This window comes from Candidatus Pelagibacter communis (assembly GCF_001180185.1).
Lineage (GTDB): Bacteria > Pseudomonadota > Alphaproteobacteria > Pelagibacterales > Pelagibacteraceae > Pelagibacter > Pelagibacter ubique_F.
Genome location: NZ_CVSS01000043.1, coordinates 1 through 23022, shown reverse-complemented (window position 1 = coordinate 23022; position 23022 = coordinate 1). Strand labels below are relative to the sequence as shown.

Genomic DNA, 23022 nt, shown 5'->3' with positions numbered 1-23022 from the left:
AAGTAGATTAAAAATATATGCCATTAAAAGAGACAATCGAAACTGAATATAAAAACGCCCTAAAAGCCAAAGATAAAACAAAAATATCAACTTATAGGTTAATTTTGTCATCAATAAAGGATCTGGATATTACAAATAGGTCTGGCCCAAACAAAAAAGAAACAGATGACGAGGATATAAAAAAACTTTTGAAAAAAATGGTTAAACAGAGAGCCGAATCGATTGATATTTACAAAAAAAACAATAGGACAGATCTCTTAGAAATAGAGCAAAATGAATATAATATTATAATTGAATTTTTACCAAAACAGCTTGGTGACGAGGAAACTAAAAAAATTTGTGAAGAACTCATTTCTAAACTCGGTGTAAATTCTGTTAAAGACATGGGAAAAGTAATGGGTGAATTAAAAAAACTGCATTCAGACGAAATTGATTTTGCAAAAGCAGGCCCTCTTATTAAAGAATTATTAAATAGTTGATGAAATATCCTAAAGAATATCTTGATGAAATTAAAACAAGGTTAAAAGTTTCAGTTGTTGTATCAAAGTTTGTTGTATTAAAAAAAAGAGGAAAAGAATTTGTTGGCTTATCTCCTTTTAAAAATGAAAAAACACCATCGTTTACAGTAAACGATGAAAAAGAATTTTATCATTGCTTTGCAACATCAGAGCATGGAAACATTTTTGATTTTGTAATGAAAATTCAAAATCTTAGATTTGGTGAGGCGGTAAAACATTTAGCTCAATTAGCTGGCATGCAACCTTATATGTTTTCAAAACAAGATGAGGAAAGAGAAAAAAAGTGGAAAGAGTACCAATCGATATTTAGTCAATATGTAGATTTTTACCATAACGAATTATTAAAAAATGAGAATTATTCCGTTGCAAGAGATTATTTAAAAAATAGATCTTTAACTAAAGCAGAAGTTAAAAAATTTAAAATTGGATACATACAAAAAAATCCAAATTTCTATGAAAAATTAAAAGATAATTATAGTCAACAAACTTTAGTTGAAACTGGCTTATTTTATTTGGATGAAAAAAAGAACACATGTGTTGAAAGATTTAGAGGTAGATTAATTTTTCCAATTAATAACATTTCAGGTCAACCGATAGGATTAGGTGGAAGAATAATTGAAAATCTAGACTATTTAGCCAAATATATAAATTCACCCGAAACAAATTTTTTTAAAAAAGGATCCAATTTATATAATTTAGATTTAGCTCGAAAACTTTCTAATAAAATAGATCATATTTATTTAGTCGAGGGTTATATGGATGTAGTTGGTTTAAGCAAAAATGGAGTCAATAATGCAGTTGCAAATCTTGGAACCTCTTTGACAGATAAACAAATTTTTACTCTAAATCAATTTTTTGATGATATCATTATCTGCTTTGATGGTGATGAAAGTGGTTATAAAGCTGCGTTAAGAGCTGCAGAAAATTCTATCAGAGAGTTAAAACCTGAAAAACAAATTTCATTTTTATTTTTGCCAGATAAAGAAGATCCAGATAGCTATGTAAATAAAAATGGTAAAACAAATTTTATTGATTTTACAAAAAAAAGTAAGTTATCTATTCATCAATTTATTTTTAATCATTACAAAAAACAAACAGAAAACAATCCTTCCTCATTAGCGATTTTTGAAAAAAAATTAAGAACTATTGCCAATACAATTAAAGATGATTTTATAAAAAAATATGTGCTAGAATATTTCTTAGAAAAAATTGCAGAATTAACACCTCATTTAAACCAGAATAATAAAAAGTTTTTTGTTAAAAGGACAAAATCATTAGATAGAACCAAGAAGTTTTTTAATGAAAGTCAATCATTGACAGGTGTAGAATTAAAAGAATTTTCTTTGTTATATTTAGTCTTAAATAATTTAGATTTATTGCAATCAAATATTCAATTGATAGAAAATGTAAAATTTTTTACAGATGTTAATAAAAAGATATTTGAGTTGATAATTAACAAATTAAGATCCAATGAAAAAGTTGAAATTGTAGATTTAAAAATAGACAATCATCTTTTAGAGAAAATAAATAAATTTGCTCCAATAAAATATATTCTTAAAAATCAATCTGGTGATAATCAAAAAACCATTGAATTACTGGAAGATATATCAAGAGATTTATTGAATTATGATCTTGAGTTTAGAATTCAAGAGTTAGAATCGAAATTTTCAATTGATATGAGTGAGAACACATTTAACGAGCTAAAAGAGTTAAAAAAAAAGCAAAATCTCAATTAATCTGACTAATTTAATTATGGATTTTTATATATTTGACATTATATAAGACTTTTCAAAAATTAAATTGCTGTGGAAAGAATTATAACTAAATCATTTGCTAGACTAATGGGTCGAGGAACTCATCGGGGTTTTATTACTTACGAGGAATTAAGCAAATCATTAGGAAAAAGAAATTTATCAAATGAAAATTTATCACAGGCTTTTATTCATATTTTGAATGAAAACGTAATTCTTGTAGAAAAAAAATCTGATTACAAAGTTTTAAGAAAAAAAGAATCATCTTCTAAAGAGGAAGGTAAGACTATAGATAAAAGTGATGATCCGATAAGAATGTATCTAAGAGAAATGGGAGGGGTTGAGCTTCTATCTAGAGAAGGTGAGATAGCAATTGCTAAGAGAATAGAAGCAGGAAAAGATGTAATGTTAATTGCTTTATCGCAAAGTCCGATTACTGCTCAACAATTTTTTGATTGGAATGAAAAATTACAAAAAGATGAAATTTTAGTAAGAGAAATTATCGATATCGATACTAATTATATGGAAGATGAAAGCACAGGTCCAAGTGCTAAACAAAAAAATGCAGGTGAAACAGAAAAAGAAGATAGCTCATCTGAAGAAGATGATGACTTTAATCCTACGCTCGCGGCTATGGAAACAGAAATTAAGCCAAAGGTTCTTAAAACCGTTTATAATTTAACAAAAGAATATAATAAGCTCATCAAATATCAAAAAGAAAAATTAGATTGTGTGTTAAATTCAAAAACTTTTTCTTCAACAAAAGAAAAGAGTTATGAAAGATTAGTTAATCAGATTTTAGAAAATATAAAATCTTTGCAATTATCTCCATCAGTTTTAGAGGAGCTTGTTCAAAAACATTACACTGAGAATAAAAAAATTATTTCTTTAGAGGGAAACCTCTTAAGACTTGCTATGGATCATAAAATTTCTAGAAATGAATTTATCAAGTTTTATATTGGAAACGAAATTAATCCTCACTTAAAAAAATTTCTTGATACAAATGTGACTTGGAAGCAGTTTTTCTCAAAAAATAAAGATGAATTTAAAAATATAAGAGAGAGATTAATTGAAATAAGTCTCAAGCTTGGAATGTCTGTAACTGATTTTAAAAAATTAGTTAGTAGAGTTCAAAAAGGAGAAAAAGAGTCAAGAATTGCAAAAAAAGAAATGGTCGAAGCTAATCTAAGATTAGTTATTTCAATTGCTAAAAAATATACTAACAGAGGTCTACAGTTTTTAGATTTAATTCAAGAAGGAAATATAGGTTTGATGAAAGCTGTTGATAAATTTGAATACAGAAGAGGTTATAAATTCTCTACATACGCAACCTGGTGGATTAGACAAGCAATAACTAGATCAATTGCTGATCAAGCTAGAACAATTAGAATACCTGTTCACATGATTGAAACAATAAATAAAATTGTGAGAACTCAAAGATTAATTCTCAGTGAATATGGTAGAGAGGCTACACCAGAGGAATTAGCAAAAAAACTGAGAATGCCATTAGACAAAGTTAGAAAAGTATTAAAAATTTCAAAAGAACCAGTTTCACTTGAAAAACCAGTTGGGGATGAGGAAGACAGTAGTCTTGGAGATTTTATTGAGGACACAAAAGCTCTAGCTCCATTAGAACAGGCAATTAAGTCAAATCTTGGAGAAGCTACTACAAAAATATTATCTACTTTAACTCCAAGAGAAGAAAGAGTTTTAAGAATGAGATTCGGAGTTGGAATGAATACAGATCATACATTGGAAGAAGTTGGATTACAATTTTCTGTAACCAGGGAAAGAATTAGACAAATTGAAGCTAAAGCTCTAAGGAAATTAAAGCACCCTAGCAGATCAAAACAATTAAAAAGTTTTCTAGAGAGTTAATTAAAGGGCCGTTAGCTCAATAGTAGAGTACTGCATTGACATTGCAGGGGTAGTTGGAGCGTAACCAACACGGCCCACCAACCATATTATTCTGTAATATTTTTAGAAAAAAACAGTTTGATGCAAGATTTTTAAAGATATAAATAAATTTTTAATGAAAGAGCACAAAATTTATTTTTATCTAATAATTCTAATTAGTTATTTAATTTTTATTACAGGTTTTTTTATAGAGGAAAATATTACATCTGGAGCAATAGACTGGCCACATGTTCAAAGGATGATTGGAAGTTTTTCCGAAGATTTTAATACATATTTTCGCGAATACGAAAACAGACATTCACCATTATTATATATCTTACTTTCTTTTTTAAAAAAAATTGATTTAAATTTGGATGCTATTAGGTTTGTTCATTTACACATAAGTTTTTTAACACTAATTGTTATATATAAATGTTTAAAAATTAAATTTAATAATTCAATTAATAAAATTTATATTTTAATTTTAAGTATTTTCATTGTTTTATTTTCACCAAATCTGAGAACTGTAGCATATTGGCCATTACCATATAATCTTGGATTATTTTTATTGACCTTATCTTTTTATTTTTGTCTAAAGTTTTTTGATGATCAAAATAATCAAATTCAAAAAAATTATTACTTAAGTTTAAATATTTTTTTTGTTGCAATGGCTTCTTATATAAGCCCAAATTTCAGTTTATTTAGTCTATATTTTGCTTATTTATTTTTAAGAAATCAATTTGATAAAAAGACTATTATGATATTATTGCTTGGCAATTTAATATTGTCTTTACCAGCATTATATTATTTCTTTATTTATAATCCTTTTTTTATTTTCAATACATCTGTTCATCCAGAATCAAGTGCTTTGAGATTAAATTATCTTAATAAATTTGTAATAATTTGTTCTATTATTTTTTTCCATTTATTGCCGTTTATATTAAAATTTGATAAAGATAAAATAAAACAAACCATACAAAAAAAACCCTTAATATTATTCAGTTTTATAGTATTTTTTATCTTCAGTTTGTTTTATTTTAATTTTAAACCCGAATATGGCGGGGGAGGAGTTTTTTTAAAATTATCTTATTTAGTTTTAGGCAATCAAAACTTATTTGTATTTATCTGTATATTTATTTTTTCTTTTATATATTTATTAACTGCCAGTAATTTAAATAATTTATTTCTTTTAATCATTTTTATTTTGATGAATCCCCAGTTATCAATTTATCATAGATATTATGATCCATTGGTCTTAATTGTTTTTTTACTTTTTTTTGAAAATAATATTTTTAAAAGTAATCTTATAGATAAAAAAATGATATATACTTTATCTTTATTTATAATATCTTTTAATTTATTGTATTTATTAAAGAATTATATCTAATTATCAGAATGATCTTTATTCTTTCTTTAGATTATAAAATGTTGTAATACGAGAGTTTTATTGGGCCTGTAGCTCAGTTGGTTAGAGCAGTACACTCATAATGTATTGGTCCCAGGTTCGAGTCCTGGCGGGCCCACCAAATTTTTAATTTGAACACTTAATTTGAAAATTCTTCTAAGGTTTTAAATAATACTTCTATATTTCCATTATTTGAATTTAGCACAGAGGCAAACTCCTCTTTTTGCGTTCTTGCTAAACTAAGACCCTCGATTATCAAGTCTCTAATCAAAGGATTTTTTTTATCTTTAGTGTATATTCTCCAGTCAATTTTAATTTCTGGTCTTTCGTTTGTAGCTTTTAAAGTGCTTTTTACGATTGTATAATTTTCATTTATAACTTCTTTGTCGTTAACATCTATCTCTGGATTTGTATATTCAGCTAATCTACTAGAAAAGCTTTTTAAAAAATATTTTTCAAATAATTTAGAATATTTATCTTTTTCTTCTTTGGTAAGACTTTTTCTCACAGATCCCAAGGTGTAAAAACCTATACCTCTTATATCTACAGTATCTTTGGCAATTAGTTGAAGTTGCATAATTTTTTCTTCTTTTGTAATATTTTCTGATAAGAGTTTTGAAGCTCTATTGACAGTAGATTGAACAAAAATATCTGGTTCAGTTGAAAGTACATTTGTAAAAGAGATTAAGTAAATAAATAAGGTTATTACTAATCTTTTAATCATTTATTATAGATTATTAACTAGTTTTCTATTTCTTCCCAATCGCTATCGTTTTGAGTATCAACAATTTTGTCAGTATTTAATATTTTTTGTTGTCTATCCTGTAAGTATAAACTTTTAACAGATGCATAAAAATCTATAGAATTTTTTTCTACATTATTAATTGAGTCATAGTTTTTTGCTCTAAAATCTACCCCTGCAGTTGCTTTTGATGAATAGTAATCAAAATCACTAAAATGTTTTGTATCGTTTTGCACTGTAACATTGTACCAAGCGTCTCCCCCCAAAAAATTTAATGTAGAGCCAGCCGCATCTCTTGCCGTTGTCGGACCAAGAACTGGCAGCACTAAGTAACAACCTGGTCCAAGGCCGTGCACGGCTAAAGTTTGCCCGTAATCCTCTTTTTCATATTTTGGCAATCCGATATAATTAGCAACATCTATAAAACCTAAAATTCCGAATGTTGTATTAATTATAAATCTTATTGTATTATCTCCAGCTTTTGAAAACTCTCCTTGTAGTAAGTTATTAGGAATTGTTACAACATTTGATAGGTTATTTAATGAATTGCTTACTCCAGTTTTTACTGGTGAAGGTAAGGTTCTATAAACACTTGCAACTGGTTTAAAAATGATTTTATCTAGTCCTTGGTTAAGGGCAAAAGAAGCTCTATTAAAACCCTCCCAGCACTCTTTAATTTCAGAAGGGTCATTTTTCTTCAATAGCAATTCACCATCCGATGCTGCATTAACATTTCCAACTAACGTTAAGGTTGTAATTATAAATATAGCAATTTTTTTTATCATTAATGTTCTTATAGTATAATTTACTTTTATGTAAATTAACATTTAAACCTAAATATATCTAAAATGTGGCTAAAAATAACAAATAATTACTCCCCAAACTTCACTTTACCAAAGAGAAGAAAAAGTAAAATTAAATTTATAATTCTTCATTATACAGGAATGAAAAATGAAAGTTCAGCAATTAAAAGATTGTGTAGTCAAAAAACAAATGTAAGTGCTCATTATTTTGTTAAAAAAAATGGTGATATAATTAATTTAGTTCCAGATTCATATGAAGCATGGCATGCTGGAAAATCAAAATGGAAAAATACAATATCATTAAATAAAAGTTCTATAGGCATTGAAATACATAACGAGGGCCATGAACATAAATATAAAAATTTTACTCCAAAACAATTAAAATCCCTTAAAAAATTACTTAGAAAATTGATTGAAAAATATAAGATTAATTTAAATAATATCTTAGGTCACTCCGATATTGCACCAGAAAGAAAAAAGGATCCAGGTGAAAAATTTCCTTGGGAAGAACTTGCTAAGTCAAACCTTGTTAAATGGCATAAAATTAATCATCACACTCTTAAAAATTTACGATTAAAAAAATTAGATAAAAAACAAGAAATAATATTTATAAAAAACTTAAATATTTATGGTTATAAAAAAATTGAAAAATTAAACTATGATAAAAGTAAAAAATTGATTGTTAAAGCTTTTCAAAGACATTTTAGACAGAGTCTGATTAACGGAAAGTCTGATTATGAATGTTTTATGATTATCAAAAACCTTTTAAAACCTTACTAATTTTTTCTTGAAAAAAAATTAGTAAACTATAAATTGAATCTGCCAGATAAATGACTTATCGCTTTATTAATTTAAAGAGGAAAGTCCGGGCTCCGCAAGGATACAGTGCCAGGTAATACCTGGCGGGGGAAACCCTAGGGATAGTGCCACAGAAAATATACCGCCATAACATGGCAAGGGTGAAAAGGTGTGGTAAGAGCGCACCGGTTCTATTGGTAACAATGAACGCTGGAAAACCCCACTAGGAGCAAGGCTAAGTAGAGATGACATTGTCTAAAAGCTAAAAGCCATCCTTGGCTCGTCATCAGGGTTAGCTGCTTGAGCTTAAGAGTGATCTTAAGTCTAGACAAATGATAAGTTTAAATGACAGAACCCGGCTTATAGTTTATCTGGCAAAATTAATCTTAAAATTTTAATGCAAATGTTCTCGTTTTGATTCAAATAATGTGAAATACACATTATTTGAGAATATATAGTAAGTATTGACTCTAAGCATAAAAACCCATAATATCCCATATATTCCCATAAAAAGGAATAAAGGAAATTATGGTTTATGTTTTTATCAACTTACGAGAACAAACTAGACAAAAAAGGAAGGGTTTCAGTGCCTGCTAGTTTTAGATCATATTTATCTAATCTAGGATATAATGGAGTAGTTTGTTATCCTTCTTTTAATAATCAATCAATAGAGGCATGGCCACAAGATAGAATAGAAAAAATATCAAATACAATAGACTCATTAAATCCTTTTGAAGAAAAAAGAGATTTTTTTGCAACATCTATTTTATCTGAAAGCTCAAATTTACAATTTGATAGCGAAGGAAGAATTTCACTTACTACAAAATTATTAAAACATGCAAAAATTAAAAATAGCATGGTCTTTGTTGGCCAAGGAAAAACATTCCAAATTTGGGAACCAGCAATATTTGAAAAATTTAAGGTAAATGCAAGAAAAAAAGCAAATATAAATCGAGCTAGCCTTAAATGGGAGCATCAACTTAACAAATAAGAGGGGATATAAAAATGACGATTAACTTTAAAGCACCAGAAATAAAAGAATTACAACCAAGACTTTTAGTAATGGGTATCGGTGGAGCAGGAGGTAACGCAATTAATGAAATGATTGATAATGGAATGCAAGGAGTTGAATTTATTGCAGTAAATACTGATGCTCAAGATTTAAAACATAGTAAAGCAAAATCAAAAATTCAAATTGGTTTAAATTTAACTAAAGGATTAGGAGCTGGCGCAAAATTAGATATTGGACAAGCTGCTGCAGATGAGTCTTTAAATGATATCGTGAATATTTTACAAGGTGCTAATATGGTTTTTATTGCTGCTGGAATGGGAGGTGGTACAGGAACTGGCGCCGCACATGTTATTGCAAGAGCTGCAAAGGAATTAAATATATTAACTGTTGGAGTTGTAACGCTGCCATTTTTATATGAAGGCCCTTCTAGAATGCGAAGAGCTCAGCAAGGTCTAGAAGAATTGAGAAGACATGTTGATACAATCATAGTTATACCAAACCAAAATTTATTTAAAATAGCTAACGAACAAACAACATTTGAGGAGTCTTTTAATCTTTCAAATAATGTTTTAATGCATGGTGTTCAAAGTATTACCGATTTAATGGTAAGACCTGGATTAATAAATCTAGATTTTGCTGATGTAGAGTCTGTTATGGCTTCTATGGGTAAAGCGATGATGGGTACTGGTGAAGCTGAGGGAGAGGATAGAGCAATGAAAGCTGCTGAAATGGCTATAAGCAATCCATTGATTGATGATTATACTTTAAAGGGAGCAAAAGGTTTATTGGTAAATATTACTGGTGGCAAAGATCTTAAACTTTTTGAAGTCGACGAGGCTGTTAATAAAGTCAGAGCTGAAGTAGATCCAGAGGCAGAATTAATTATTGGTGCGATAACTGACCCAGAGCTTGATGGAAAAATGAGAGTTTCAATTGTTGCTACTTCTCTAGATGGTCAGCAACCTGAAACAAAGTCAGTTATAAATATGGTCCATAGAATACAAAATAGAAATCCAGGTTATTCTGATTTTCCTACAAGCACTAACACATCTTCATTTAATTTTTCTAATGGAAACTCTAATCCTGTTTCACATGGTGCTAATGCGCTAAAATTGGAAAATGAAGTTGTTTCTCAAGATATAACTCAACAAAACATTCATGATGATATAAATCAAGTGAACAATCAATATCATGAGGAATTGTTAAAAAATCAAGAAGCAGAAAATATTGTTGAGAATACATCAAAGGATGAGGAAATTTCTTTTGCTAAAGAAGCAACACAAGATGAAGAAATCTCATTTAGTGAAAAACATGCAAAAAATGATTTAAGTGAATTTGGAGTAGATAATGATGCACCAGATTTATTTAATAGTGATAGTGCAGCATCTAATTCGGACGATTTATTATCTCCAGATGATGATGATCAAGAAGACGATTTAGAAATACCCGCATTTTTAAGAAGACAAAAAAATTAATGGTCTTCGAAAAAATAAATGGAAGCCACCATAGTATCGAATAATGTAAAACATTATCCTGTACTGCTAAAAGAAATTATTAGCGTTATTTCCCCTCAACATGGTGGCACATTTATTGATTGTACTTTTGGCCAAGGTGGTTACACAAAAGAAATTTTAAAATTTAATAACACCAAAGTAATTGGATTAGATAGAGATGATAAAAGCGATCATATTGGAAAGTTAATCGAGAATAGGTTTTCAAATCGTTTCTTTTTTAGGAACTTAAGATTTAGTAAATTAAATAATCTTAAATTAAAAAAAGAAAAAATAAAAGGAATCGTATTTGATTTGGGTTACTCTTTAACACAAATTAAAGATCCTAAAAAAGGATTATCTTTTAACTCATCTGGTAAACTTAATATGATGATGGGCCAAAATAATTTTTCCGCTCATGATGTTATTAATAATTTAGATGCTAAAGAATTAGAGAAAATATTCAAATATTTTGGTGAAGAAAAAGACGCAAAAATGATATCAAAAAATATTATTAAAGAGAGAAAGTTAAAAAAAATAGATACCCAAGAGCTTGTTAAAATCATAAAAAAATCAAAAAGAAAGAAAAATTTTAAAACACATATTGCAACCAAAACATTCCAAGCACTAAGGATATTTGTAAATAATGAAATCAGTGAATTAATAAATGGACTAATTAATTCAGCAAAGATTTTAAAAAAAGATGGTGTTTTAGCTGTTGTAACCTTTCATTCTTTAGAAGATAGAATTGTAAAATATTTTTTTAAAAATTTGTCTCAAAATAAAAGTATATCTAGATATGAGCCAAAAATTGAACAAAAAAAACTTTTATTTAAGATGCCTACAAAAAAACCAATTATACCCTCAGACCAGGAATTAAAAAATAACCCACCCTCTAGATCTGCTAAGTTAAGATATCTTATCAAATGTGATGACACATTTGAAATCAACACAGATATAAATGATAAATTTTCTTTTTTATTAGATATTGAAAAAATAGGTTCAAAACTATGAAAAAGTTAACAGTTTTTTTCATTTTATTTATATTAATTGTTAGTACTTCTTTAATTAAAAAATCTACAAAAGATTTAGATGATAAAATTTATTCTATAAATGAAAATATTATTTTTTTAGAAAATAGATTAGGTGATAATAAATTGGATTTTAATTATTTAAGTTCGTCAGAAAAATTATTAGAATATCAAAACTTATATTTTCAAAATTCTTTAACTAAAAAAACTCTTAATGAATTTAAAACGCTAGAGTTAGTGAATAATAAAATTGTTATAAAAGATTTAACAATATCAGATCAGATCGATGAATAATAAAGATAGATTTATACTTTATAATAAAGACGATGAATTTGATTATAAAAAAAATAAATCTAAAATAGATATAAGATTTAATCGCATCTCATTTATATTTTTTGTTTTTTTTGTTATCTCAATAATTTATAGTATTCATTTAGTACATTTGGGAACCAGAAAATCTGATGACTCGAAAAAAGATCAAAAGAATTATTTAAATAATCTTAAACGAGCAGATATTATTGATAGAAATGGAGATTTTTTAGCTAAAACCGTAAGCTCTATAGATATAGGTATAAATCCAACTGAAATAATTGATCAAAAGAAATTACTTTTAAATTTAGGCTATATTTTTCCCAATAAAAATTATGAATTAATTAAATCTAAAATAAACAAAAATAAATTTTTCTGGTTTGAGAAAAAAATTTCTGAAGATAATTACGAAAAAATAATGATGCTTGGAGATAAATCAATTAAGCCAGAGGAAAAACTTACGAGAATTTATCCTCAAAAAAATTTGTTTAGTCACATTATAGGTCAAATAGATGACGATAATAATGGAATTTCTGGATTAGAAAAATCATTAGATGAAAGATTAAAAAAAAATAAAAATGAAATTAGTCTCACTGTAGATAAGGATATTCAATTTCTTATTAGAGAGGAATTGATTAAATTTAATAATATTTTCAGAACAAAAGGTAGCGCAGCTATACTTATGGATGTAAAAAACGGTGAGATTTTATCTTTACTATCTCTTCCTGATTTTGATCCTAATGCAAGAGAAAGAATTGAGAATGTAAATTTTATAAATAGAGCAACTAAAGGAGTATATGAGCTGGGTTCTGTTTTTAAAACTTTTACACTAGCAGCTGGGATTCATGAGGGATTAATTGAACCTGACACTAAATTTATAAATTTAGAGAAAAGTATTAAATGTGGAAAAAATATAATCACTGAGTATGATAAAAATATTCCATCAAATTTAACAGCTGAGGAAATTTTAATTAGATCAGGAAATATAGGCTCAGTTAGGATTGGTCAGTCAGTAGGTATAGAAAAATTTAAAGAATTTTTAGAGGATCTTGATCTAATAAATACTATCCAATTTGATATACAAGAGATGGGAGTACCTTTATCTTTTAATTGGGGAAAATGTAAATTGGCCACTGCATCTTACGGGCATGGTATTACAACAACAATTCTTCAATTAGCTAACGCTTACTCAATTATCGCTAATGGAGGATATAAAATTAACCCTACTTTGGTTAAAAAAGATAACTTAAATTTAAATAATGAAAGAATACTTAAAAATGATGTATCAAAAAAAATTAATTCGATTTTAAGAAAAATTGTTACTACAAAAGAGGGAACAGCCTCCTTAGCAAACATAGAAGGGTACGAGGTTGGTGGTAAAACAGGAACAGCTCAAAAAAGTGCTCTTGGAGGTTATTCAAATTACAAAATCAATACTTTTGCCTCAGTTTTTCCAATTTCAGATCCAAAATACACACTAGTTGTAATGTTAGATGAGCCAAAGACAAATAGTGAATATATTTATCATTATAGAGATGGAACAGGAATAAAATATCAAGGAACTCCATTTAACACAGCGGGCTGGACAACAGTAGAGGTTGTTGGACAAATTATTGAGAAAATTGGGCCTATTTTAGCCACAAAATATAATGAAATTTATTAATTATGTATCTTAGAAATTTCATAAAAAATTTAGATAAGAAATTTTATAATACATATTTTTCTGATATTTCATTTAATAGTAAGTTAGTAAAAAAAAATAATATTTTTTTTGCGATAAAAGGATTTAAATCTGACGGAAATGAATATATTTCAGATGCAATTAAAAAGGGAGCTAAAATAATTATTTCTGAGAAAAATATTTATTCTAATGATAAAAATATTATTTATTTAAAAGATAAAAATCCAAGGAAGTTACTAGCTGAAATTTCATATAAATTAATTAAAGAAAAACCAAAAAATTTAATAGCAGTAACAGGAACAAATGGAAAATCATCGGTAGCAGATTTTTACTATCAAATTTTAAATTTAAATAAAAAAAAAGTTGCTTCAATAGGAACTATTGGAGTTCAAAATAAAAATAAAAAAGAAGTATTAGAAAATACAACTTTAGACCCGATCAAACTAAAAAAAACGATTAATATTTTATGTAAACAAAAAGTTAATAATATTATCTTAGAAGCATCTAGTCATGGTCTAAAACAAAATAGATTAGATGGTTTGCTTTTTGATATTGGAATTTTTACAAATTTGAGTCATGATCACATGGATTATCACAAAAATTTTAGTGATTATTTAGATGCAAAATTATATCTTTTTAAAAATTTGATTAAGAGGAAAGGAATTATAATTACCGATCCAACTATTCCACAATTTCGCAAAATTAGAAATATTGCAAAAAATAAAAACATTAAGTGTTTTACAACTTATGGTTCAAATTCTGATTTAGAACTAATTTCACATAAATATGAAAACGATTGGCAGATTCTTAAGATAAGAGAAAAAAATAAAAAAAAAATTTTTAAAATTAAGTTAAACCTAATAGGAAAAGTTCAGATTAAGAACATTCTTATGGCTTCTCTTGCGGCAATCAAGAGTGGTCTTGATATTAATCTAGTTGTAAAATCAATTGAAAAATTAAGACCTGTTGAGGGAAGATTGGAGGAAATAGGTAGATTAAAAAACAATAGCAAAGTAATTTTAGATTATGCTCATACTCCTGATGCTTTAAGAATCATTTTAGAAAATATTAAAGAACAATTTCCAGCAAGAAAAATTAGATTACTTTTTGGTTGTGGTGGAGAAAGAGATAAAGCTAAAAGATCAAAAATGGGCAAAATAGCATCACAATTTGCTGACATTATTTACCTTACTGACGATAATCCTAGAAATGAAAATCCAAAAAAAATAAGAAATGAAATAAAGAGAGGTCTTAAAGGCAAGAATATTAAAGAAATACCTAGCAGAAAAATGGCAATTAAATTTTGTATAAATGATTTGAATTCAGGTGAAATAGCAATAATTGCGGGAAAAGGACATGAAAAAACACAAGAGTATAAAGAAAAAAAATTTTTTTTTTCAGATCGTGAAGAAATATTTAAATCAATAAATCAAAAAAACAAAAATTTATTTAAAGATAAAAGACTAAATATTCTTCAGGAACATTCTAAATTGTTAAAAAAACATTTACGAATAAATAAAATTTCTATTAATTCAAAAGAATTAAAAAAAAATGATGTTTTTTTTGCTATAAAAGGAAAAAATCATGATGGTCATCAGTTTTTAGATGAAGTGATAAAAAAAAAAGCATCATTAATAATCTCTAACAAAATTAATAAAAAATTTCCTAATGAAAAACAAATAAAAGTAAAAAATACTCTAAATTTTCTAATTAAATGTGCCACTAAATATAGAGAAAATCTCAAAACAAATATAATTGGAGTAACAGGAAGTTGTGGCAAGACAACTTTAAAAGAATTATTAGGAAATAGTTTGAAAAAAATTACAAATACATATTTTTCTCCAAAATCATTTAATAATAAATTTGGAGTTCCTTTAAGTTTATTAAATCTCAAGCAAGATAAAATTTTTGGCATATTTGAAGTTGGAATGGATAAAAAAGGAGAAATCAAATTTTTATCAAAAATCCTAAAGCCTAATTTCGGTGTAATCACAAATATAAGTTATGCTCATGTCAAAAATTTTAAGAATATAAAGGATATTGCAAGAGCTAAATCTGAAATTATTGATAATATAAGTTTTGGTGGAGGGATAGTATTAAATAAAGATGATAAGTTTTATAAATTTTTGAGACAAAAGGCCTTGAAAAGAAATTTAAAAATTTACTCTTTTAGCACAAAAGAAAAAAATAGCTTTGCATATTTGATAGATATTGTTAAAATTAAAGATAAATTTAAGATTATTTTTAAAATTGGATCACAGAAGAAAATTTTTCTTTCACACATTAATTCTAAAAGTCATATTCAAAATTTATTAGCATCAATAATAATTATCAGTTTATTTTTTGATTTAAATGATATTTCCAAGAATATTTTTTTAGATTTTAAACCTCCTGAGGGCAGGGGAGATATTTCAAAATTAAAATTTAAGAAAAAATTGATAAATTTTGTTGATGAAAGTTATAATTCAAATCCATTATCTCTTAGAACAGCTTTAATAAATTTTGCAAATATTAAAACTGAAAAAAACTTAAAACATGTATTATTAGGTGACATGCTGGAATTAGGAAAAGACTCATCAAAACACCATCTTTCAATGACAAATTTACTAAACAAACTTAAAATTGATAAAGTTCATATTTTGGGAAAAGAGATAAAAAAAACATATCAAGGATTGAGGCTAAACAAAAAAGGATTAGTTTTGAGAGATATTGTACAAATTAATGATTTGATTAATAAAAAATTAAGTAATAAGGATTATCTTATGATCAAAGGATCTAACTCTACTGGTCTATATAAACAGTCCCAAAAATTAAAATCAAATAGGTTAAATGCTTTATAATTTTTTATTAGAGTTTGTAGAAATTTTTGGTTTTCTTAATGTTTTTAGGTATTTAACATTTCGTACAGGTCTGGCAGTATTCAGTTCATTAATAATTGTATTAATTATTGGTGGGCCATTTATAAAAATGGTTTCAAAAAAAAATATCATAAATCCAATACGAGATGATGGCCCCGGTGATCATATAATTAAAAAAATTGGAACACCCACCATGGGTGGATTAGTGATTTTAATTGGGATTATACTATCTGTTCTAATGTGGTCAGATTTAAGTAATATATATATTTTATTCTCATTATATATATTAATCTCCTTTGGATTACTTGGTGTTTTGGATGATTATAAAAAAATTAAAAATAATAATTCATCAGGTGTTTCGTTTAGATTTAAATTAATCACTCAGATAATTCTATCAGTAATTGGAATAAGTTTTTTAACTTATTATTTAGATTATCAAGAACTGACAAATCTTTATTTTCCATTTTTCAAAGATTTATTTATCAATCTCAGTTGGTTTTTTATTCCATTTTCAGTTTTTGTGATTGTAGGAGCTTCAAATGCGGTCAATCTAACGGATGGTTTGGACGGACTTGCAACGGTTCCTGTTATTTTAGTTGCAGCTTGTTTTGCTTTTATAAGCTACGTAGCTGGAAATATTATTTTCTCAGAATACTTACAGATTATCTATATTGAAGGATCTGGTGAAATAGCTACTTTTTGTGGGGCTATTATAGGTTCATGCTTGGGGTTTTTATGGTTTAATGCACCACCAGCAAAAATTTTCATGGGTGATACGGGATCTTTATCTTTAGGTGGGTCTTTAGGAGCAATTGGTATAATTACAAAACATGAAATTGTTTTAGCAATCACAGGAGGTCTTTTTGTTTTAGAGGCCTTTTCAGTAATAGTCCAAGTAGTTTCTTATAAATTAACAGGAAAAAGAGTTTTTAGAATGGCGCCTATACATCACCATTTTGAAAAAAAAGGTTGGCCCGAGTCAACAGTTGTAATTCGATTTTGGATTATTTCAATTATTTTAGCATTGATTGGATTAGCTACCCTTAAATTAAGATAATGAATGAAAATTCAAAATTTTTTTTAAATAAAAAAATTCTTATCTATGGATTAGGTAAAAGTGGTAACTCATCATTTAAATTTTTAAAAAAAAAAAACAAAGTATTCTTATTTGATGATAATAGAGGATTTACCTTTAAAAGAATATATAAAAGAAACTTAATTTCATTAAATCAAATAAAAAAAATTAAATTCGATTCAATAATATTAAGTCCTGGTATAGATATTAATAATTGTAAATTAAAGGAATTTTTAAAAAAAAATATTAAAATTGTTTTTACAGATTTAGATGTTTTTTATTCTTTTAATAAAAATTTAAGTATCACAATTACAGGCACAAATGGAAAGTCCACAACATGCCAATTACTCTATCAAGTGCTCAAAAAGCAAAAACTCGATGTAAGACTAGGGGGGAATATTGGTTATCCAATTTTATCTATTAAAAATTTAAGCAAAAAAACGATACTTGTAATTGAGGCTTCTTCTTATCAATTAGAATATAGCAAATTATTTAGATCAAAATATTCTGTTATTTTAAATATTTCTCCAGATCATCTAGAAAGACATAAAACAATGAAGAGATATATAATATCAAAATTTAAATTAATAAAAAATCAAGATTTAAATTCTTTTGCTTTTGTAAATAAAGGTGACAAAAATATTCAAAATTATATCAAAAAAAATAAATTCAAATCAAAAATAATTAAAGTTGATACAAAATTAAAGAAATCTTTTTTAAATAATCTTAAAAACGAATATTTTTTAACATTATCTAATCAAGAAAATTTATCATTTATAATTGAGATTGCAAAAAAATTACGTGTTCATAAAAAAGATTTAATTTCCGCAGTAAGAACATTTAAAGGATTAGATTATCGTCAACAAATTGTTCATAAAAATAAAGATTTTACAATTATCAATGACTCAAAATCTACGAGTTATTCATCATCAATTGAAATGTTAAAAAAAAATGAAAATATTTATTGGATTCTTGGTGGTATACCTAAAAAAGGAGATAGACTAGACTTATCAAAAAAATACTTCCATAGGATAAAAGCATTTATGTTTGGAAGTAACAAAAAAAAATTTTTTTTCGACTTAAAAAATAAGATACGTATAAAAAGATTTTCAAATTTAGAAAAAGCATTCTATCAAGTTCTTCAAGATATTAAAAATGATAGTACCAAAAAAAAATTGATATTATTTAGTCCAGCTGCAGCTTCTTTTGATAGTTATAAAAATTTTGAAGACAGAGGTAAACATTTTAACAAATTAATAAAAAAATATCTATGGTAAACAATTTTTTAAATTTTTTAACTTATTATCGTTGGTGGAAAAATTTAGATAAATTTATTCTTACTCTGATTGTCCTTTTATTTTTAATTGGATTATTTTTTTCATTAGTATCAACATCATTAATTGCCTCAGACAAATTAGACACTAATAGTTATTTCTTTTTTTTTAAACACCTTATTTTTGTGATTTTTGGATTATTCATTATTTTTATTTTTTCTTATATTGATCAAAAGACTTTATATAATCTCTCAATTTTAATTTTTTTGATATCTTTTGTTTTGTTGCTTTTAGTTCCTTTTATAGGTGTGGAAGTCAAAGGTTCTAAAAGATGGCTGGATTTGTTTTTCTTACCAAGATTACAACCAGTTGAATTGGTCAAACCATTTTTTATTATTATATTAGCTTTAATAATTTCAAATGATAAGTTATCAAATTTTACATTAAAGTTTATTTTTTCTTTTCTGGTAACATCTAGTATTGGGATGCTATTAATTTTACAACCAGATCTTGGACAAACTTTATTAATAGGATTTAGTTGGATAACTTTGATTTTTATCTCTGGAATTAATTTAATTTTTCTTTTTATAATTACCGTGGCAGGTTTAGTCTTATTAACATATATTGCATTGTATGTTCCAAAATTTGAATATATCAAGAACAGATTATTATCTTTCTTTAACTCAGAGGGAGGCACACACAACTTTCAATCAGATAAAGCTTTAGACTCAATTACTAGCGGTGGTTTTTTTGGAAAAGGAGTTGGAGAGGGAATACTTAAGAATAGAGTTCCAGAAGCTCATACAGATTATATTATTTCAGTAATCTCAGAAGAATTTGGGGTCTTAGCAATTTTATTAATATTAATATTGTTTCTAACATTCATTTTTTCGATCTTTAAAAAAGTAGATAATGAGCAAGATAGCACTGCAAAATTAATCTTAGTGGGCTCAGCAAGTTTGATATTATTACAGGCAATCATTCATATTGGAGTAAATATTAGATTATTTCCTACAACTGGCATGACTTTGCCTTTTTTAAGTTATGGGGGATCGTCAATAATAAGTGTATCTATATTATCTGGCATCATCTTAAATTTGACAAAAAGAAAAGTTTGAATTCCAAAGTGAAAAAAATTTTAATCACTACAGGTGGGACAGGAGGACATGTAATTCCTGCAAAAATTATTGCAGAACATTTGGGAGATATTTTTGATATATATTTTTCTACTGATCTGAGAGGATTAAAATATCTATCATCAAATAAAAAAAGGACAATAATTTTTGATACTCCAAAATTTAATTTAGACTTATTCTTTCCATTTAAATTGTTAAAAATTATTTTTTTAATAGTTAAGGGTGTAGTTCTTTTAAAAAAAGAAAAGTTTGAAAAAGTAATATCCATAGGCGGGTATATGTCGTTTCCCATCGTTATCTCAGCTAAAATTTTAGGCTTAAAAATTTTCCTAATAGAGCCAAATTTAGTTTTAGGAAGAGCAAATAGATTTTTTAAATTTCTCAAAAAAGATTCTTTGTTATTCTAATGAATTATCTAATTTTCCTCAAAAAGAATTAAAAAAGATTGAGGTGATACATCCATTAGTTTCCAAAGTATTTTACGATTATAAAAAAAATAACAACTCTGATCAAAAATTTTGTTTCTTGATATCGGGTGGAAGTCAAGGAGCTCAAATTTTTGATGAATTAATCAAAGATGTAATGATCGATATTTCTAAGAATTTTCCAATAAAAGTAATTCAACAAACAAGTGAGAAAAATATTCAATATTTACAAAATTTTTATAATCAAAAAAATGTAGAAAATAAAATTTTTTGTTTTGAAGAAAATTTTGTAAATTTAATTGATTCGGCTAATTTATGTATTTCTAGAGCTGGGGCAACTTCATTGGCAGAAATCTCTTTTTTAAATAAACCATTTATCGCTATTCCTTTACCAACCGCTAAGGATAATCATCAAATGAAAAATGCTTTGTACTATGAAGAAATGGGATATTGCTGGGTATTAGATCAAAAAAATCTAAATAAAGAAAAATTGTTAAATATTTTAATAAGTATATTAAAAGGAAAGTCTAATTTGAATTTAAAAAAATCAAAGTTCAAGAAACTAAATTTTAATAATTCATGGAAAGATGCGAATCAAAAATTAAAAACGATCATAAATGAAAATTAAACTAGCAAAAAAAGAAATAATTCATTTCATAGGTATTGGTGGAATAGGAATGAGCGGTCTTTCGTTGATAATGAAAGGCCAAGGTTTTAGTGTTCAAGGAAGTGATTTAATAAAAAATAAGAACATAGACAGACTTAAAAAAGAAAAAATAAGAATTTTTTTTGGTCATTCAAAAAAAAATTTAAAAGATGCAACAATTGTAGTTATCTCATCTGCTATAAAAAATAATAATCCAGAATTAATAGAAGCAAAAAGAAAAAAAATTCCAATAATTAAAAGAGGTAAAATGTTAGCTAGTATCGTGTCGTTGATGAAGAATATAGTTGTTGTTGGATCTCATGGCAAAACAACTACTACTTCTTTAATTACTTCAATTTTTCAAGAGACGCGAATTGATCCTACAATAATAAATGGAGGAGTTATCAACTCAATTAAAAGCACTGCAAAATTAGGAAACAGTGATTGGTCAATATTGGAAGCTGATGAGTCGGACGGCAGTTTTGTTCATATATCACCAACATATTCTATTATAACTAATATTGACAGAGAACACATGGATTTTTATAAATCTATGAAAGACCTAAAGAGGTATTTTATCGAGTTTGTAAATAAAGTCCCTTCATTTGGAAAATCATTTATTTGTATTGATGATCCAATCAATAACGAGATAATTAAATCAATAAAGAATAAAAATTTTTATACATATGGTCAAAAAACACATTCAAATTTTCAAATAAGAAATATTAAGCAGTATAAATCTTACTCAAATTTTGATCTTCTTGTTAAATTACCTAACAAACAAAATTTTTACATAAAGAATATACAAATACCCTTACTTGGAGTTCATAACATAAGAAATACTGTTGGAGCAGTTGGTGTTGCATTAACAGTGGGCATTCCTGTCCAAAAAATAAAAAAGGGATTAAAAAACTTTAAAGGAGTACAAAGGAGATTTAATAAGATTTTCTCTTATAACAATGTCGATTTTTACGATGATTACGCACATCACCCTACCGAGATTAAAGTAGTGTTACAAGGTGTAGAAAAAGTTTTTAACGATTACGAAAAAATATGCATTTTTCAACCACATAGAATCTCAAGATTAAAAGATCTCAAAAGGGATTTTACTTTTGCTTTTCAAAATGCGGACACAGTCATTTTATGCCCAGTCTATTCAGCTGGTGAGAAAATTAAATTAGGATTTAATTATAATGATTTTGCTAAAGAAATTATAAAAAATTCAAGAGTAAAATTATTTATGGTAGAAAATAATTTTCAATTAGCAAAATATCTGAAACAAAATACTTATGGTAAAAAAATTGTTGTAGGAATGGGAGCAGGTTCAATCTCTAACTGGATAAAAGAATTACCGTATTTAATGAGATGAAAATAGAACAATTAAAAGATTTATTAAAAAAATTTGACGCAAATATTATTTATGATGCAGATTTAAAAAAAAAAAATTGGTTTAATATAGGAGGAAAAACTAAGGTCTTTTTTAAAGCAAATGAATTAAAAGATTTAGTTGAATTTCTTAAGACTCTTAATAATAGAGAGAAAATTCAAATAATTGGAGCAGGGTCTAATTTACTAATCTCAGATGAAACCTATGATGGTGTAATAATTAAACTTGGAAAAAATTTTAATAGATTATCTATTTTAAATTCAAATATGATTATATCGGGCGCTGCTGTATTAGATAAGAAATTATCAGATTACGCAGCGAACAATGGCTTAAGTGGTTTAGAATTTTTATCATGCATACCTGGAACTATAGGAGGTGCAATAAAAATGAATGCAGGTTGTTTTAATAAAGAAATTAAAGATATTCTATTATCAATACAAGCACTTGATAAAACTGGAAATATTTTAACTATTCCAGTAGAAAAAATTAACTTTGAATATAGGAAGAATAATTTGCCTGAAGATTTAATTTTTTTAAGCGCATCATTTAGAGGGCTACCAAAAGACAAAGATGAAATAAAAAAAACAATTATAAAATTAAAAAATCAAAAAGATAAAAATCAACCTACAAATATAAAAACTAGCGGAAGCACTTTTAAAAACCCAATTAATAAAACTTCAAAAAAGGTGTGGGAATTAATTCGAGAGTCAGTTCCAGCAGATATAAGTTTTGGTGTGCTTGTGAAATCTTAATATAATATCCATTATTTTTTAATTCTTTCGCAA

20 protein-coding genes, 2 tRNA genes and 1 other RNA gene are annotated in these 23022 nt (G+C 26.4%); 21 read left to right on the top strand and 2 right to left on the bottom strand.

What is annotated here, in order from left to right; translation table 11 throughout:
• The first annotated feature begins 17 nt into the window (after positions 1-17).
• The 6 genes from AMN95_RS02900 to AMN95_RS02875 all read left to right on the top strand — a co-directional run bounded on the left by AMN95_RS02900 (position 18) and on the right by AMN95_RS02875 (position 5691).
• A complete protein-coding gene (locus AMN95_RS02900; RefSeq protein WP_075522484.1) occupies positions 18-479 on the top strand; it encodes a GatB/YqeY domain-containing protein in 462 nt (153 codons plus the stop codon).
• Complete coding sequence (gene dnaG, locus AMN95_RS02895) at positions 479-2254, top strand: DNA primase (protein WP_075522483.1); 1776 nt, start codon at positions 479-481, stop codon at positions 2252-2254. Before AMN95_RS02900 ends, dnaG begins: the two co-directional genes overlap by 1 nt.
• A 69-nt stretch (positions 2255-2323) precedes the next feature.
• Positions 2324-4147, top strand: a complete 1824-nt coding sequence (gene rpoD / locus AMN95_RS02890; protein WP_075522482.1) for an RNA polymerase sigma factor RpoD — start codon at positions 2324-2326, stop codon at positions 4145-4147.
• A 5-nt stretch (positions 4148-4152) separates the two neighbouring features.
• Positions 4153-4227, top strand: a tRNA-Val gene (locus AMN95_RS02885).
• A gap of 74 nt (positions 4228-4301) precedes the next feature.
• Positions 4302-5552, top strand: a complete 1251-nt coding sequence (locus AMN95_RS02880) for a hypothetical protein (RefSeq protein WP_075522481.1) — start codon at positions 4302-4304, stop codon at positions 5550-5552.
• A 62-nt stretch (positions 5553-5614) separates the two neighbouring features.
• A tRNA-Ile gene (locus AMN95_RS02875) sits at positions 5615-5691 on the top strand.
• An 18-nt stretch (positions 5692-5709) separates the two neighbouring features.
• Here the strand turns inward: AMN95_RS02875 and AMN95_RS02870 are convergent.
• Both AMN95_RS02870 and AMN95_RS02865 read right to left on the bottom strand, forming a co-directional pair.
• Positions 5710-6294: an MlaC/ttg2D family ABC transporter substrate-binding protein gene (locus AMN95_RS02870; RefSeq protein WP_075522480.1), complete on the bottom strand. Its 585-nt coding sequence runs from the start codon at positions 6292-6294 to the stop codon at positions 5710-5712.
• A 17-nt stretch (positions 6295-6311) separates the two neighbouring features.
• Positions 6312-7097 (bottom strand): MlaA family lipoprotein, encoded by a 786-nt coding sequence (locus tag AMN95_RS02865; RefSeq protein ID WP_256997929.1) that lies wholly within the window; start codon positions 7095-7097, stop codon positions 6312-6314.
• Between the two features lie 63 nt (positions 7098-7160).
• On the opposite strand from AMN95_RS02865, the gene AMN95_RS02860 reads away from it, so the two are divergent.
• The 15 genes from AMN95_RS02860 (at position 7161) to AMN95_RS02795 (ending at position 22989) form a co-directional block, all read left to right on the top strand.
• Entirely contained in the window at positions 7161-7895 is a 735-nt protein-coding gene (locus AMN95_RS02860; RefSeq protein WP_075522479.1) for an N-acetylmuramoyl-L-alanine amidase, read from the top strand.
• A gap of 42 nt (positions 7896-7937) precedes the next feature.
• An RNA gene (gene rnpB / locus AMN95_RS02855) (RNase P RNA component class A) lies at positions 7938-8292 on the top strand.
• Positions 8293-8448: 156 nt separating this feature from the next.
• Positions 8449-8904 carry a division/cell wall cluster transcriptional repressor MraZ gene (gene mraZ / locus AMN95_RS02850; protein ID WP_075522478.1) on the top strand — a complete coding sequence of 152 codons (456 nt, stop codon included), beginning with the start codon at positions 8449-8451 and terminating at the stop codon, positions 8902-8904.
• A gap of 14 nt (positions 8905-8918) precedes the next feature.
• A complete protein-coding gene (ftsZ, locus tag AMN95_RS02845) occupies positions 8919-10400 on the top strand; it encodes a cell division protein FtsZ (RefSeq protein ID WP_075522477.1) in 1482 nt (493 codons plus the stop codon).
• An 18-nt stretch (positions 10401-10418) separates the two neighbouring features.
• Positions 10419-11429 carry a 16S rRNA (cytosine(1402)-N(4))-methyltransferase RsmH gene (gene rsmH, locus AMN95_RS02840; protein WP_075522476.1) on the top strand — a complete coding sequence of 337 codons (1011 nt, stop codon included), beginning with the start codon at positions 10419-10421 and terminating at the stop codon, positions 11427-11429.
• On the top strand, positions 11426-11740 hold the full coding sequence (locus tag AMN95_RS02835) for a hypothetical protein (RefSeq protein WP_075522475.1): 315 nt from the start codon (positions 11426-11428) through the stop codon (positions 11738-11740). Before rsmH ends, AMN95_RS02835 begins: the two co-directional genes overlap by 4 nt.
• Positions 11733-13418, top strand: a complete 1686-nt coding sequence (locus tag AMN95_RS02830; protein WP_075522474.1) for a peptidoglycan D,D-transpeptidase FtsI family protein — start codon at positions 11733-11735, stop codon at positions 13416-13418. Before AMN95_RS02835 ends, AMN95_RS02830 begins: the two co-directional genes overlap by 8 nt.
• A 2-nt stretch (positions 13419-13420) precedes the next feature.
• A complete protein-coding gene (locus tag AMN95_RS02825; protein WP_075522473.1) occupies positions 13421-16276 on the top strand; it encodes a UDP-N-acetylmuramoyl-L-alanyl-D-glutamate--2,6-diaminopimelate ligase in 2856 nt (951 codons plus the stop codon).
• Complete coding sequence (gene mraY / locus AMN95_RS02820) at positions 16266-17351, top strand: phospho-N-acetylmuramoyl-pentapeptide-transferase (RefSeq protein ID WP_075522472.1); 1086 nt, start codon at positions 16266-16268, stop codon at positions 17349-17351. The genes AMN95_RS02825 and mraY overlap by 11 nt, the downstream gene beginning before the upstream one ends.
• Positions 17351-18646 (top strand): UDP-N-acetylmuramoyl-L-alanine--D-glutamate ligase, encoded by a 1296-nt coding sequence (gene murD / locus AMN95_RS02815; RefSeq protein ID WP_075522471.1) that lies wholly within the window; start codon positions 17351-17353, stop codon positions 18644-18646. Before mraY ends, murD begins: the two co-directional genes overlap by 1 nt.
• On the top strand, positions 18640-19761 hold the full coding sequence (locus AMN95_RS02810; protein ID WP_075522470.1) for an FtsW/RodA/SpoVE family cell cycle protein: 1122 nt from the start codon (positions 18640-18642) through the stop codon (positions 19759-19761). Before murD ends, AMN95_RS02810 begins: the two co-directional genes overlap by 7 nt.
• An 8-nt stretch (positions 19762-19769) precedes the next feature.
• Positions 19770-20186, top strand: coding sequence for a glycosyltransferase (locus tag AMN95_RS05570; protein WP_179850345.1), 417 nt, complete (start codon positions 19770-19772; stop codon positions 20184-20186).
• A gap of 43 nt (positions 20187-20229) precedes the next feature.
• Positions 20230-20832 carry a UDP-N-acetylglucosamine--N-acetylmuramyl-(pentapeptide) pyrophosphoryl-undecaprenol N-acetylglucosamine transferase gene (locus AMN95_RS05565; RefSeq protein ID WP_179850344.1) on the top strand — a complete coding sequence of 201 codons (603 nt, stop codon included), beginning with the start codon at positions 20230-20232 and terminating at the stop codon, positions 20830-20832.
• Positions 20822-22219: a UDP-N-acetylmuramate--L-alanine ligase gene (murC, locus tag AMN95_RS02800; protein ID WP_075522469.1), complete on the top strand. Its 1398-nt coding sequence runs from the start codon at positions 20822-20824 to the stop codon at positions 22217-22219. The genes AMN95_RS05565 and murC overlap by 11 nt, the downstream gene beginning before the upstream one ends.
• Entirely contained in the window at positions 22216-22989 is a 774-nt protein-coding gene (locus tag AMN95_RS02795) for an FAD-binding protein (RefSeq protein ID WP_075522468.1), read from the top strand. The genes murC and AMN95_RS02795 overlap by 4 nt, the downstream gene beginning before the upstream one ends.
• The last annotated feature ends 33 nt before the right edge of the window (positions 22990-23022 follow it).

What these genes read in the sequence shown, in the direction of transcription:
- AMN95_RS02900 (WP_075522484.1), top strand. Translation starts at nt 18, where the DNA reads ATGCCATTAAAAGAGACAATCGAAACTGAATATAAAAACGCCCTAAAA.
- dnaG (WP_075522483.1), top strand. Translation starts at nt 479, where the DNA reads ATGAAATATCCTAAAGAATATCTTGATGAAATTAAAACAAGGTTAAAA.
- AMN95_RS02880 (WP_075522481.1), top strand. Translation starts at nt 4,302, where the DNA reads ATGAAAGAGCACAAAATTTATTTTTATCTAATAATTCTAATTAGTTAT.
- AMN95_RS02870 (WP_075522480.1), bottom strand. Translation starts at nt 6,294, where the DNA reads ATGATTAAAAGATTAGTAATAACCTTATTTATTTACTTAATCTCTTTT.
- AMN95_RS02865 (WP_256997929.1), bottom strand. Translation starts at nt 7,097, where the DNA reads ATGATAAAAAAAATTGCTATATTTATAATTACAACCTTAACGTTAGTT.
- AMN95_RS02860 (WP_075522479.1), top strand. Translation starts at nt 7,161, where the DNA reads ATGTGGCTAAAAATAACAAATAATTACTCCCCAAACTTCACTTTACCA.
- mraZ (WP_075522478.1), top strand. Translation starts at nt 8,449, where the DNA reads ATGTTTTTATCAACTTACGAGAACAAACTAGACAAAAAAGGAAGGGTT.
- ftsZ (WP_075522477.1), top strand. Translation starts at nt 8,919, where the DNA reads ATGACGATTAACTTTAAAGCACCAGAAATAAAAGAATTACAACCAAGA.
- rsmH (WP_075522476.1), top strand. Translation starts at nt 10,419, where the DNA reads ATGGAAGCCACCATAGTATCGAATAATGTAAAACATTATCCTGTACTG.
- AMN95_RS02835 (WP_075522475.1), top strand. Translation starts at nt 11,426, where the DNA reads ATGAAAAAGTTAACAGTTTTTTTCATTTTATTTATATTAATTGTTAGT.
- AMN95_RS02830 (WP_075522474.1), top strand. Translation starts at nt 11,733, where the DNA reads ATGAATAATAAAGATAGATTTATACTTTATAATAAAGACGATGAATTT.
- AMN95_RS02825 (WP_075522473.1), top strand. Translation starts at nt 13,421, where the DNA reads ATGTATCTTAGAAATTTCATAAAAAATTTAGATAAGAAATTTTATAAT.
- mraY (WP_075522472.1), top strand. Translation starts at nt 16,266, where the DNA reads ATGCTTTATAATTTTTTATTAGAGTTTGTAGAAATTTTTGGTTTTCTT.
- murD (WP_075522471.1), top strand. Translation starts at nt 17,351, where the DNA reads ATGAATGAAAATTCAAAATTTTTTTTAAATAAAAAAATTCTTATCTAT.
- AMN95_RS02810 (WP_075522470.1), top strand. Translation starts at nt 18,640, where the DNA reads ATGGTAAACAATTTTTTAAATTTTTTAACTTATTATCGTTGGTGGAAA.
- murC (WP_075522469.1), top strand. Translation starts at nt 20,822, where the DNA reads ATGAAAATTAAACTAGCAAAAAAAGAAATAATTCATTTCATAGGTATT.
- AMN95_RS02795 (WP_075522468.1), top strand. Translation starts at nt 22,216, where the DNA reads ATGAAAATAGAACAATTAAAAGATTTATTAAAAAAATTTGACGCAAAT.